Source organism: Nocardia sp. NPDC088792, from assembly GCF_044750615.1.
In the GTDB taxonomy this organism is placed as follows: domain Bacteria; phylum Actinomycetota; class Actinomycetes; order Mycobacteriales; family Mycobacteriaceae; genus Nocardia.
Genome location: NZ_JBIVKC010000003.1, coordinates 416,260 through 431,269 on the forward strand (window position 1 = coordinate 416,260; position 15,010 = coordinate 431,269).

General features: G+C 70.1%; 2 protein-coding genes. Both read left to right on the forward strand.

Annotated features, from left to right (window positions below):
- The first annotated feature begins 383 nt into the window (after nt 1-383).
- A complete protein-coding gene (locus tag ACIP5Y_RS19575; RefSeq protein ID WP_400351665.1) occupies nt 384-14,021 on the forward strand; it encodes an amino acid adenylation domain-containing protein in 13,638 nt (4,545 codons plus the stop codon).
- Nucleotides 14,018-14,998 carry an ATP-binding cassette domain-containing protein gene (locus ACIP5Y_RS19580; RefSeq protein WP_400351666.1) on the forward strand — a complete coding sequence of 327 codons (981 nt, stop codon included), beginning with the start codon at nt 14,018-14,020 and terminating at the stop codon, nt 14,996-14,998. Before ACIP5Y_RS19575 ends, ACIP5Y_RS19580 begins: the two co-directional genes overlap by 4 nt.
- The last annotated feature ends 12 nt before the right edge of the window (nt 14,999-15,010 follow it).

A 15,010-nucleotide genomic window follows, 5' to 3' on the forward strand; every position in this document is an offset into this window, starting at 1 on the left:
GCAGCGATAGCGCACCGGCAGGTGCGGCGGGCACGTGTGACGAGGGCCGTCCCGCTTCGGCGACCGAAGTTCGCCAGTTCGTAGCTACAGCTTGATGGTTCGCCCCGATATGTCCGAGATCGTGCGGTTCCTTTTTGCGAGTTACGCGACCGTCGCGAGGTTTGCTTTGAAGTAGCTGACCTAAAAACATGCTCCGCCAACGCTGTTCGTTGCGGGCAACTCGAGATCACCACCGATCCGCTCGGCGTGATGCTCCGAATCATAGGGCGTGGATCACGTCCTACGGCTCGCGCGTGCGCGCGAAAGCCCGACACCAAGGACATGTGGTGATCGCTTTCGGGGCTCGGGGAGTTGCGTCAACAGCGTCAGAACGGAGTGCATTGATGAGTTCATTGGCCACCGACCGTGTCGACCAATGTTCTTCGGGTGAATTCTCGGCTCAACCTTTCGTGCTCTCTGCCGCGCAAACGGCCCTCTGGTATGCCCAGCGCATCCGGCCCGACATCCCCCTCACCATCGCCCAATACGTGGATGTGCGCGGCGATCTGGATGCCGGCCGGTTGTTGTACGCCATCGAACGCTTCGGCTCGGAAAGTCAGGTCGGCCACGTCCGCCTGCTCGAGATCGACGGCGTTCCGCACCAGGTGGTGGACCCCACCTGGCGGCCCGGCTGGGCACGGATAGACCTGCGGGACGAAGCCGACCCGCGCGCGGCGGCACTGGCCTGGATGAACGACCACGCCAGCTCGCCCATCGATATCGAGCACGATCCGCTCACCATCAATGTGGTGCTGCGGACGGGGGATTCGGACTACATCTGGTATTCGCGCGCCCATCACATCGTCATCGACGGGTACGGCGCCATGAACGCGGTCACGCGCACCGCGGAGATCTACACCGCGCTCGAGGACCGGCTCGAACCGGTCGTCTCCCGCGCGACACCGCTGGCCACCATCTACGCCGAGGAGAACCGCTACCGCGGGACCACCCGCTTCGTCGGCGACAGCGACTATTGGAAGGAACAACTCGCCGGGGTCGGCGAGCCGATCACACTGTCGGTCAACGGCGCCGCCGCCGGCACCGACGCGAGCCGCCGCTGCGCCACCGCGGTCCTGAGCCGGCAGACCGACGCCGCCATCCAGGAGGCGTCCAACGCCTTCGGCTCCAACCCCTCCGCCCTGTTCGTGGCCGCGCTGGCCGCCTACGTGCGGGCGGTCACCGGCAATCAGGATGTGGTGCTGAGCCTTCCGGTCTCCGCGCGCACCACCGTGGCGCTGCGCCGTTCGGCGGGCGTGGTGTCGAATGTGGTGCCCATCCGGGTGCAGTTCGAGGCCACCGATACCGTCGCCGATACGGTGCGCGCCATCGAACTGCAGATCACCGGCGCGCTGCGGCATCAGCGCTACCGCAGCGACGATATCCGCCGCGACTGCGGTTATTCGCGTGATGCGCGCGGCTTCTTCGGGCCGATGGTCAATCTCATGCTGTTCCACAGCGAATTGAAGTTCGGCAGCCTGGTCGGCTCGCTGAACGTGCTGTCCACCGGTCCGGTGGAGGACCTGTCCATCAACCTCTACAACGGCGCCGGCAATCGCACCCACATCGACTTCGAGGCCAACCCGCGCCTCTACAGCGATGCCGAATTGTCCATGCATCACGGGCGTTTCCTGGATCACCTGGAACGGTTCGTCACCAGTGCCCCGGAGACGGTGGTCGCCGATCTGCCCGTGCTCACCGACTTCGAGCGCGAACGCGTCCTGTTCGAATGGAATTCGACCCAGGTGGCCCGGCAGGAAGGCACCCTGGCCGGCCTGTTCGCCGACCGCGCCGCCATGTGCCCGACCCGCATCGCGCTCGACTTCGAAGGGCAGACGCTCACCTACGCCGCCTTCGACGACCGCGCCAATCGGCTGGCGCGCGAACTCATCGCCCGCGGCGCGGGCCCGGACAGCCTCGTGGGCCTGGCCATGCGGCGCAGCCTGGATCTCCTGATCGGCATGTACGCCATCGTGAAGGCGGGCGCCGCCTACCTGCCCATCGATCCCGATCACCCGGCCGACCGCATCGAGGCCATCCTCGAGCAGGCCGCACCGCTGTGCGTGCTGACCACCGCCCGTGACGGGCTCGAACTGCCGCGCACGGCAAGCAGATTCGATATCGATACCGCCGACCTGTCGCGGCATCGCGGCCGCCCCCTCGGCGACGCCGATCGGCGGGCCCCGCTGCGCGCCGATCACCTCGCCTACGTCATCTTCACCTCCGGCTCCACCGGGAAGCCCAAGGGCGTCGGCGTCACCCACGCCGCCATCGTCAACCGGCTGCGCTGGATGCAGCACGCCTACCCCCTCGACGGCGCCGATGTGGTGCTGCAGAAGACCCCCGCCACCTTCGACGTCTCGGTGTGGGAGTTCTTCTGGCCCTTGCAGATCGGCGCCCGGCTGGTCATCGCGGCGCCCGACGGGCACCGTGATCCGGGCTACCTGGCCCGGATCATCGCCGAGAAGGGCGTCACCACGGCGCATTTCGTGCCGTCCATGCTGTCGGTGTTCCTCACCGACACCGATGTGCGCGGCTGCACCGGCCTGCGGAAGGTGTTCTGCAGCGGTGAGGCACTGCCCGCCGCCACCGTCACCGAATTCCACGCCGCCCTCGGCGCCGGCCCGGACGCACCGCAACTGCACAATCTCTACGGCCCCACCGAGGCCGCCGTGGACGTCACCGCCTGGCACTGCCGGCCCGGCGCCGCGGATGTGCCCATCGGGGCGCCCATCTGGAATACCCGCACCTATGTGCTGGACGGGCGGCTGCGGCCGGTCGCGCCCGGCGTGGTCGGCGAACTGTATCTGGCCGGCGTGCAGCTGGCCCGCGGTTACCTGGGCCGCCCGGCCCTGACCGGGGATCGGTTCGTGGCCAACCCGTTCACTCCCGGCACCCGCATGTACCGCACCGGTGACCTGGTGCGCTGGCGCGCGGGCCGCTCCGGCGTGCTGGAGTACCTGGGCCGCAGCGACTTCCAGGTGAAGGTGCGCGGGCTGCGCATCGAACTCGGGGAGATCGAGAACGCCCTGCTCGCCGACGACCGGGTGGCGCGCGCGGTGTGCGTGGCCCGGCGCGGTCGCGGCGGCGACGAACTGATCGGCTATGTGGTGGCCGTACCCGGCGCCAGCGCACCGGATCCCGCCGACCTGACCGCCGGACTGCGGCGCGTACTGCCCGGCTACATGGTGCCGTCGGTGCTCATGGTGCTCGACGAACTACCACTCAGCGCCAATGGCAAGGTCGACCGCAAGGCCCTGCCCGAACCCGGCGCCGCCGCGCGCCGCCCGGCCAAACCGGTCGCCGCGCCCAGCACCGAGGTGGAGCAGGCGCTCACCGCCATCTTCGCCGAAGTCCTGGGCACCGACGAGATCGGCGTACAGGACAGCTTCTTCGACCTGGGCGGCAATTCGCTCACCGCCGCCCGGGCGATCGCCCGCGTCAATGCGGGCCTCGGCGCCGCCCTGACCATCCGCGACCTGTTCGAATCCGCCTCGGTGGCCGAACTGGCCGTGCGCCTGGCCGAACCCAAGACCGAGCAGGCCTCGCCCAAGCTGGTCGCAGGCCCACGGCCGCAGCACATTCCGCTGTCGCTGGCACAACAGCGACTGTGGATCCTCAACCGGTTCGCCGAACACGCCGCCGCTTACAACATGTCGCTGGCGGTGGAACTGACCGGGCCGCTGGACATCGCGGCCCTGCGGGCCGGGCTGGTCGATGTGCTGGAACGGCACGAGAGCCTGCGCACCACCTTCCCGGATACGCCGGACGGCCCGTGCCAGGTGGTGCATCCGGCCGCGCAGATCCCGCTCACCCTCGAACCCATCGACGCCACCGAGGCCGATGTGCTCGAGCTGGCGGGCGAATTCGCGGGATACGGCTTCGATCTGCGCAGTCAGTCGCCGGTGCGGGTGGCGCTGTACGCCACCGGGCCGGACAGTCACGTCTTCCTCATGGTGCTGCACCACATCAGCGGCGACGGCTGGTCCATCGCGCCGCTGATCCGCGACATCATGGTCGCCGTCGCGGCCCGCGGCACGGGGGAGCCGCCTGCCTGGGCGCCACTTCCCGTGCAGTACGCGGACTTCGCGCTGTGGCAGCGCGAATTGCTCGGCGACGAGGCCGATCCCGCCGGCGCGCTGTCCCGGCAGCTGGCCTACTGGCGGGCCGCCCTGGCGGACCTGCCCGATCAGCTGGATCTGCCGCTGGACCGCCCGCGCCCGCGGCAGCGCTCCACCGAGGGCGGCCGGGTGGAATTCACCATCGCCCCCGAGACCCGCCGCCGGCTCGCCGCGGTGGCGGCCGAACGCGGGGTGAGCGCCTTCATGGTGCTGCACGCGGCGCTGGCGGCATTGCTTGCGCGCCTGTGCAATACGGCCGATATCGCCATCGGCACCCCGATCGCCGGGCGCAGCGATCCCGCGCTCGACGATCTGGTCGGCATGTTCGTCAACACCCTGGTACTGCGCACCCGGGTGGATCCGGCCGCCGGATTCGATCGGATGCTCGCCGAGGTCCGCGATATCGACCTGAACGCCTTCGCCAATGCGGACGTGCCGTTCGAGCGACTGGTCGAGGTGGTGAATCCGGAGCGATCCGCCGCCCGGCACCCGCTGTTCCAGGTCATGCTGTCCTACGACAACAGCCCGGAACTGCGCATCGAACTGCCCGGCGTGCGCAGTGCGATTCTGCCGCTGGCCGCCGACGTGGCCAAGTTCGACCTGCAGCTGACCGTGCACGAGCCGTCCGGTCCCGGCGCCGAGAACGCGGGGCTGACCGCCGAATTCGGTTATGCCGGTGACGTCTTCGACCACACCACGGTGGAGGCCATCGCCCGTCGCTTCGGGGCGATACTGGCCGCCGCGGTGGCGGATCCGTCCGTCCCGGTGGGTGACCTGCCCATCCTGGATCAGCGGGAGACCGCGAAGCTGGTGCCCATCATGGGTTCTCCCGCCGAGCCCTCCACCACGCTGGCCCGCCTGCTGACCGATACCGCCGAGCGCGTCCCGGACGCGATCGCCGTGCGCTACCTGGGTATCGACACCACCTATCGGGAGCTCGACGAGCGCTCCAACCGCCTGGCGCGGGTGCTCATCGACCACGGCGCCGGCCCCGAAGTGGTGGTCGCCGTCGCCCTGCCGCGCGGCCTGGAGAGCATTCTCGCGGTGTGGTCGGTGGCGAAAACCGGTGCGGCGTATGTGCCCATCGATCCCGACTACCCGGCCGACCGCATCGCGCACATGCTGGGTGACTCGGGCGCCATGCTCGGCATCACCAATGCCGAATGCCACGCCGATATGCCGGACTGGCCGCGCAATCGCGGCCGGCACCGCAAGACCTACGTCGACTGGCTGCTGCTCGGCTCCGAGGCGCTCGCGAAGGAGAGCGCGCAGTTCCCGGATACCCCGGTCACCGATCGGGAACGGCACCATCCGCTGCGCACCGGCGGCCCGGCCTACCTGATCTACACCTCCGGATCCACCGGCAAGCCCAAGGCCGTGGTGGTCACCAATGCGGGCCTGGCGTCGCTGGCGCACGAGCAGATGCATCTGTTCAAGGTCACGGATTCGGCTCGCACCCTGCACTTCTCATCGCCGAGTTTCGACGCCTCGGTGCTGGAGCTGCTGCTCGGGTTCGCGGCCGGGGCCACCATCGTGGTGGTGCCCGCGGGCATCTACGGCGGTGCGGAACTGGCGGCCGTGCTGCGCGCGGAGCGGGTGACGCACGCCTTCGTCACCCCGGCCGCGCTGGGCACCGTGCCCACCGAGGATCTGCCGGACCTGGAAGCCGTCATCGTCGGCGGTGAAGCCTGCCCCGAAGAGCTGGTGCGCGTGTGGACCGAGCCGCACGGGGATCGGCCGGCTCGCCACATGCACAATATGTACGGCCCCTCCGAGGCGACGGTCGCCGCCACCGCCACCGGACCCATGGTGGCCGGGCAGCCGGTACCGATCGGCCTGCCGGTGCGCGGTATGCGGTTGTTCGTGCTCGACGGCCGCCTGCACCCGGTACCGCCGGGCGTCGCGGGTGAGCTGTACCTGTCGGGTCCCGGCCTGGCCCGCGGCTATCTGGGCCGCAATGGCCTGACGGCGCAACGTTTCCCGGCCAACCCGCACGGCCGCAAGGGTGAGCGCATGTACCGCACCGGTGACCTGGTGGTCGCCGACGGTGTGGGCCAGTTGCGGTTCCTGGGGCGGGCCGACGATCAGATCAAGATCCGCGGCTTCCGCATCGAACTGCGCGAGATCGACCACGTGCTGCGCTCGCATCCGGGCGTCGGGAACGCGCTCACCGTGGTGCACGACGACGAGCGCGGGATTCCGCGCCTGGTCTCGTATCTCACGTCCGAGCCGGAATCCGAGCTGGACGTGGCCGCGGTATTGGAGACCGCGCGCGGCCGGCTGCCCGGCTATATGGTGCCCTCGGCGCTGACCGTGCTGGCGCACATGCCGGTCAGTCCGTCCGGCAAGCTGGACCGGAAGGCGCTGCCCGCACCGGAATTCGTGGCCGCAGCGCCCTCGCGGGCGCCGGAGACGGAGCTGGAGCAGCAGGTCGCGCAGGTGTTCGGCGCGGTCCTGGGCACCCCGGTGCACGGGGCGGAGGACAACTTCTTCGAGATCGGCGGCAATTCGCTGCTGGCCACCCGGCTCACCGCGGCCCTGCATGCCGAATTCGGGGTCGAGCTGCCGGTGCGCGCCATCTTCGAGGTGCCGACCGTGGCCGGCGTGGCCGTGCGGTTGGAGGAAGCGCCCCGGACGCAGCGTGCGGCGCTGGCGGTGCACACCCCGCGTCCGGAACGCATCCCCCTCTCGCTGCCCCAGCAGCGGCTCTGGTTCCTCAATCGATATTCCCCCGAATCCAGTGCCTACAACATCGCATTCGTGCTGCGGATCGACGGCGATCCGGACATCGCGGCGCTGCGGGCGGCACTGGCCGATATCGTGGACCGGCACGAGGTGCTGCGCACCGTCTTCCCGGAGGATGAGCAGGGCGCCCACCAGGTGGTCCTCGACACCGCCCGTTGCCTGCCCATGCTGGAGCCCGTCGAATCCGACGAACTGGCCGCGCAGGCCACCCTGCGTTCGCTGGCCCGCCGCGGTTTCGACCTGCCCCGCGAGATCCCGTTGCGAATGGCCTTGCTGCGCACCGGGAAACGCCGTCACCTGCTCGGTATCGTGCTGCATCACATTGCGGCCGACGGCTGGTCGCTGGGCCCGCTGACCCGTGATCTGGCGGTCGCCTACACCGCCCGCACCGGCGGTGTGGCCCCGGCGTGGACGCCGCTGCCGGTGCAGTACGCCGATTTCAGCCTGTGGCAACGGGAATGCCTGGGCGTGGAGGTCGACGAGGACAGCGCCGCCGCCGGCCAGCTCGCCTACTGGCGGGCCGCGCTGGCGGATCTGCCCGACGAACTGCCGCTGCCCTACGACCGGCCGCGGCCGGGGGAGCCCACCCAGCGTTCCGGGGCGGTGCGTTTCGAGGTGCCGGAAGCCTTGCAGCGCAGACTCGCCGAATTGTCCCGGGCGCACGGGGTCAGCCTGTTCATGGTGCTGAGGTCGACCCTGGCGGTGCTGTTGCGGGTGGTGACCGGCGGTCGCGATATCGTCATCGGCACCCCGGTGGCTGGCCGCACCGATACCCGGCTCGACGAGCTGGTCGGCATGTTCGTGAACACGCTGATCCTGCGCTCGGACGTGGACCCGGACCGGCACTTCGCGGAACTGCTGCAGGCCGACCGCGATACCGAACTGGCCGCCATGGCACACGCCGAGGTCCCGTTCGAGCGCGTGGTGGAGGAACTCGGCGGCAGCGCGGGCGGCACCCGCCCACTGCTGCAGGTGGCCTTGACCGTGCAGGACACGCCCTTGCCGGCGCTGCAACTGCCCGGACTCGGCCTGCGCGCCGAGGAACTCGATATCGCGCTGGCCAAGTTCGATCTGGAACTGCGCGTGCTGCCCGGTGTGCACGCCGAGGACCGGGTGTTCGAATTCGTCTACGCGGCCGAGCTTTTCGACCAGTCCACCATCGAGACACTGGCCGGTCGGCTGCTGCGCGTATTCGAGGCCGTCGCCGCCGATCCGCGGGTGCGGGTCCGCGATATCGACGCGCGTACCGACACCGAACGCGAACTGTTCACGCCCGCCTGGGGTCCGGTCCCGGAACCGCAGTGCAGCCTGGCCGCGTACTTCGCGGCGACCGCGCATCTCAATGCCGATCGCGCCTTCCTGCGCTTCGACGAGACCGAACTCACCTACCTGCAGTCCGACGTCTACTCGAACCGCTTGGCGCGCGCCCTCATCCGGCGCGGCCTCGGCCCGGGCGACCGGGTGGCGCTGGGCCTGACCCGGTCGGTGGAATCGGTGCTGGCCGTACTGGCGGTGGCCAAATCGGGGGCGGCGTTCGTGCCCGTGGATCCCGGCTATCCGGCGGATCGGGTGCGGCACATGTTCGTCGACTCCGGGTGCACCGTCGGCATCACCATGACCGCCGACGCCGATCGGCTGTACGCGGCCGCCGGCGAGCACACCGTGGAATGGCTCATGCTCGACGACGCCACCCTGCTCGACGAACTCGAGGTGCTCGACGACGCGCCGGTCACCGACGCCGACCGCATCACCACCCTGTGGACCGCCGACCTGGCCTATGTCATCTACACCTCCGGGTCCACCGGAAAACCCAAGGGCGTGGCCGTCACCCACGGCGGCCTGTCCAACTTCGCCGACGAGATCCGTGATCGCATGCGCGTGGACCGGGATTCGCGCACCATGCACTTCTCGTCGCCGAGCTTCGACGCGGCCATCTTCGACCTGCTGCTCGCGGTCGGGTCGGGCGCGACCATGGTCGTGGTCCCGCCGGACATCTACGGCGGCGACGAACTCGCGGCGCTCATGGATCGCGAGGAGGTCAGCCACACCTTCATGACCCCGGCCGCGCTGGCCACCATCGACCGCGAGCATTGGGCGCTGCCGCATCTGCGGGCCGTCATGGTCGGCGGCGAGGCGTGCGGGCCGGAACTGGTGACCCGCTGGGCGCCGGGCCGGCTCATGTACAACGGGTACGGGCCCACCGAGACCACCGTGGTCGTCACCATCGCCGGACCCATGAATCCGGGTGAGCCGGTCACCATCGGCACGCTGGTGCGGGGTGCGCGGGCGCTGGTCCTGGACGAACGGCTGCGGCCGGTGCCGGTCGGGGTTCCCGGTGAGCTGTATGTCGGCGGACAGGGCAGCGCGCGTGGCTATTTCGATCGGCACGGCCTGAGCGCCGCCCGTTTCGTGGCCGACCCGTACGGGCCGGAGGGCTCGCGCATGTACCGCACCGGCGATGTGGTGCGCTGGACCGCGAACGGTGAGCTGTTCTATCTCGGCCGCAGTGATCACCAGGTCAAGGTGCGCGGATTCCGCATCGAACTCGGTGAGATCGACGCCGTGCTCACCGCGCATGCGGGAATCCGCTTCGCGCACACCGAGGTCCGCGAGATCGCGGGCACCCGCCGCATCGTCTCGTATGTGCTGCCCACCGACCTGGACGCGGCCATCGACACCGAGGAGCTGCGCGGGCACTGCGCCGAGCGCCTGCCCGCGCACATGGTGCCGAGCAGTCTGACCCTGCTGGACCGCATTCCGCTCACCCCGGTCGGCAAGTTCGACCGCGAGGCCCTGCCGCAGCCGACGGCCCTCGCGGTGGTGGTCTCCCGTGATCCGGAGACCGATACCGAGCGGCTGGTCGCCGAGGTCATGGGCGATCTGGTCGGGCTGGACCAGCTCGGCGCCGACGACAGTTTCTTCGAGATCGGCGGAAACTCGCTGCTCGCCACCCAATTGGTGGCCCGGCTGGCCACCGCCACCGGAGTCCGGCTCGAGGTGCGCGCCGTCTTCGCCGCGCCCACGGTCGCCGGACTGGCCGCGGCGCTGGACACCGGCTCCGCCTCGGCGGACCTGCGCCCGGAGCCGCGCAAACGCACTCGCCCGCAACGGATTCCCCTGTCCGCGGCGCAGCGGCGACTGTGGTTCCTGGAGCAGTTCAACGCCTCCGGCGAAAACGGTGAGGCCCTGGGCGCCTACAACGTCCCGGTCGCGCTGCGGCTGCGCGGCGATCTGGACGTCCAGGCCCTGCGCGGCGCCCTGTTCGACGTGCAGCACCGGCACGAAACCCTGCGTACCGTCTTCCCCGAGGTGGACGGCGAACCCTGCCAGCAGATCCTCGATCCCGACGAGGCCGCCGTCCCGCTGCCGCTGCGCACCTGCCGCGGCAGCGAGGTAGCGGCCGAGATCCGGCGCGTCACCGCCGCCGGCTTCGACCTCGGGACCATGGTTCCGCTGCGCGCGGCGTTGCTGCAGCTGACCGATGCGGCGGACGACGAGCACATTCTCGTGCTGGTCGTGCACCACATCGCCATGGACGGCTGGTCGCTGCAGCCGCTCGCCGCCGACGTGGCCGCGGCCTACCGCGCCCATGCCGGCGGTGGAGACCCCGAATGGCCCGAACTGCCCATCCAGTACGCCGATTACACGCTGTGGCAACAGGATGTGCTGGGCCGCGAGGACGATCCGGAATCCGTCAGCAGCCGCCAGCTCGACTACTGGCGGCGCGCCCTCGACGGCCTGCCGGAACTCCTCTCCGTACCCGCCGACCGGCCGCGGCCCCCGGTGCCGACCTATCGCGGCGGCACGGTGGAATGCCGGCTCGACGCCTTCACCCACCGCGAATTGCAGGTGCTGGCAGCCGAACACGGCGTCACCATGTTCATGGTGTTGCATGCCGCGCTGGTGGCATTGCTGCACCGGCTCACCGCGGGCGATGACATCGCCGTGGGCACCCCGATCGCCGGGCGCGGGCATCCGGCGCTGGACCGCCTGATCGGCATGTTCGTCGGCACCCTGGTGTTGCGCACCCGGCTCGACAGCGGCGCCGCCTTCGGTGACCTGCTGCGGGCGGTACGCGACACCGACCTGGAGGCCTTCGCGCACGCCGACGTGCCGTTCGAGCGGCTCGTCGAGGTGCTCAATCCGGTGCGCTCGCAGGCCCATCACCCGATGTTCCAGGTCATGCTCTCGGTACAGAACGCCCCGGTGCGGGTGCTGGAACTGCCGGGCCTGCGCATCGAAGCCGACGACGCCGATCCGGGCATCGCCAAATTCGATCTGCAGTTCACCCTCACCGAATCCTGGACGGCGGCACGCGAACCCGACGGCATCACCGTGTCGGTCAACTACGCCGCCGACCTGTTCGAGGCCCGCACCGCCGAACGGCTCGCACAGCGCTTCGTGCGACTGCTCGGCGCGGCCGCCGCGAATCCGGCCACCGCCGTGGGCGATCTGGAACTGCTCGACTCCGGTGAATGGTCGGTGCTGGCCCCGGTCCGCGGGGCCGAACCGGGCCTGCCCATCACCTTCTCCGAGGTGTTCGAGGCGGCGGCCAACCTCAACCGGCAGGCCATCGCGGTGCGCTCGGCCGGCACCCAGATCACCTACGACGCCCTCGACCGCTGGACCAACCGGCTCGCCCGGGTGCTCATCGGCTACGGTGTCGGCCCGGAAACCCTGGTGGCCATGGGCATTCCGCGCTCGGCGGAATCGGTGGCGGTCATGCTGGCCATCGCCAAGGCGGGCGCGGCGTTCGTGCCCGTCGACCCCAACTATCCGGAACAGCGCATCAGTCATATGCTGCTGGATTCCGGTGCGGCCGTGGGCATCACGCTCTCGGCCTACCGGGAGCGCATGCCCGACGGCGCGAACTGGACCGTGCTGGACGCGCCCTCGTTCCGGCGGCGGGTGCTCGCGACCACCGATGCGCCGATCTCGGACAGCGAGCGGGTGAGCTCGCTGCGCATGGACAACCCGGCCTACGTCATCTACACCTCGGGATCCACCGGCATCCCGAAGGGTGTGGTGGTCACCCACGGCGGCCTGTCCAACTTCGCGGCCGAGACGGCGCAGCGTTTCGACGTGGGTCCCGGCTGCCGCGTCCTGCACTTCGCCACACCGAGTTTCGACGCGGCCATGCTGGATCTGCTGCTGGCCCTGGGCGGTGCGGCCACCCTGGTCATCACCCCGGCCGGGGTGGTCGGCGGGCACGAGCTGGGGCGGGTGTTCATCGACGAGGGCATCACGCACGCGTTCATCACCACCTCCGCGCTGGGCACCGTCGACCCGACCGGGGTCACCGCGCTGCGGCACGTGCTCGTCGGTGGTGAGGCGCTGCCGCCCGACCTGGTCGCCCGCTGGGCGCCGGGCCGCCGCCTCTACAACGTGTACGGCCCCACGGAAACCACCATCGTGACGGTGATCTCGCAGCCCATGACCCCGGGCGGGCAGATCACCATCGGCGGGCCCATCCGCGGTGTCGGCGCGACCGTGCTCGACGCGCGCCTGCATCCGGCTCCGGCCGGAGTCACCGGTGAACTGCACCTCGCCGGTGCGGCCCTGGCCCGCGGCTACCTGCGCCGGCCCGGGCTGACGGCACAGCGGTTCGTGGCCAACCCGTTCGGCAAGCCGGGCGAGCGCATGTACCGCACCGGCGATCTGGTGCGCTGGCTCGAAAAGAGTGGGCGCGCACGGGATCTCGAATACGTCGGCCGCACCGACCATCAGGTCAAGATCCGCGGCTTCCGCATCGAACTGGGCGAGATCGACGCGGCCCTGTCCCGGCACTCGGCGGTGGAGTTCGCCACCACCATCGGCCACCGCACCCCGGCCGGGTCCACCGCGCTGGTGTCGTATGTGAAGCCGCGCAACGGCACCGCGCCCAGCGCGGCCGAGCTGACCGCGCATGTCGCCGAGCTGGTGCCCAATTACATGGTCCCGCAGTCGATCATGCTGCTGGACCGGGTGCCGCTGTCGCCGGTCGGCAAGCTGGACCGGCGGGCGCTGCCCGAACCGGTGTTCGCCGCCCGCGAGGGTTACCGGGCGCCGGGGAACTCGTGGGAGGAAGCGCTGTGCGCGGCCTTCGCCGAGGTATTGGGCATCGAACAGGTCGGCGCGGACGACGGCTTCTTCGAACTCGGCGGCAATTCGCTGCTCGCCACCAAGGTGGTGGCGCATGTGCGGGCGGCCGGAATCGACCTGCCGGTGCAGGCCATGTTCGGGGAATCCACCCCGGCCGGCATCGCACGCCGGCTCGTCGACGCGAACGGTGACGCCGGGGCGGCGCTCGCCGCCGCCCTGCAACCCTTGCTGCCGCTGCGTCCGAGCACGGATTCCGCTGTGCCGCCGCTGTTCTGCATCCACCCGGCCATCGGTTTGGCCTGGTGCTTCGCCGGACTGCTGTCGCAGCTGCCGCACGAGCGGCCGGTGTACGGCCTGCAGGCCCCGCACGTCGTAGGCGAGGAGAGTCACGCCACCATCTCCGCGGCCGCGAAATACTATGTGGCACACCTGAAATCCGTGCAGCCGCACGGTCCCTACCATGTGCTCGGCTGGTCGCTGGGCGGGCTCATCGCGCACGAGGTCGCGGTACAGCTGCAGGACGGCGGCGACGAGGTGGCGTTGCTGGCGCTGATGGACAGCTACCAGCTGTCCGATCAGTGGCTGGAACACGCCATTCCGAGCGTCGCGGCCATCATCGCGGAATTCGGCAGCGACCTGCTCGGGGGCGATGCCGATATCGATCCCACCATGAACCTGCACGACGCCGCGGAACTGCTGCGCAGCCGGTCCGGGCCGTTCGCGGCGCTGACCGTCGAACACATGGAACGGCTCTACACCGGCTACACCAACGGCGCCGCACAGGCGCACGGGTTCCGGCCCCGCGTCTTCGACGGCGATCTGCTCTTCTTCACCGCCGCCGAGGACGACATCAATCGCACCGACCCGGACCGCTGCGCGGCGGCCTGGCGGCCGTACGTCACCGGCGTCGTGCACGACCAGCTGGTGCGCTGCACGCACGCCGGCATGACCACACCGGAAGCACTGTCCGCCATCGGGCCGGTCCTGCGCGAGCATCTCGCGGCCCTCGCAGATCGAGTGGAGGGGGAGCACCAGTGAGTCTCGCCGTCGAAGTCAAGGGACTGGTCAAGTACTACGGAAAAGTGCGGGTGCTGGACGGGATCGACCTCGCGATCCCGTGCGGCACAGTGATGGGACTGCTCGGGCCCAACGGCGCGGGCAAGACCACCACCGTGCGCATCGTCACCACCCTGCTACGCCCGAGCTCGGGCACGGTCCGCATTGCCGGGGTCGACGTCATCAAGAATCCGGGGCGCGCCCGGACCCGCATCGGACTGTCCGGGCAGTACGCGGCCATCGACGCCAACCTGTCCGGCTTCGAGAACCTGCGCATGGTGGCGCGCCTGTACGGGATGGACCACAAACAGGCGGGCGACCGCGCCGAGGAACTGCTGTCCGTGCTCGGGCTCGAGCATGCGGCCGGACGCCGGGCGGGCACCTATTCCGGTGGTATGGCAAGGCGATTGGACCTCGCGGGCGCGCTGGTGTGCCGCCCGCCCGTGGTGGTCCTCGACGAGCCGACCACCGGCCTCGATCCGCGCGGGCGCCTCGATATGTGGCGTGTCATCGGCGAACTCGTCGACGACGGCACCACCGTGCTGCTCACCACGCAGTATCTGGAAGAGGCCGATCTGCTGGCCGACCGCATCACCGTCATCGATCGCGGGCGCGTCATCGCACGGGGCTCGGCCGACGAGCTCAAGACCGCCATCGGCGGCGACAAGCTCACCGTGGTCCTGGCTCCCGGGCAGGACCCGGCGCCCGCGCGCAGCGTCCTCGCCCAGATCGGTATCGGCGAACCGGCTTCGGACGGCGACGAACTCACCATCGTGGTCGGCGACGGCACCCGCACCATGGTCGAGGCGCTGCGCCGGCTCGACGACGCGGGCGTCTGCGTGGTCGACGCGCGCGTGCACCGGCCCAGCCTCGACGACGTATTCCTGTCCCTCACCGGCAAACCCGCGGAGCGCAGGGCGCCCGCCGCAGATAGTGTGAAAGAGGAGATCCTGTCGTGAGCACCGCACCCG

Excerpts from the sequence above, each read along its gene's own strand:
- ACIP5Y_RS19575 (WP_400351665.1), top strand. The coding sequence starts at position 384 with ATGAGTTCATTGGCCACCGACCGTGTCGACCAATGTTCTTCGGGTGAA.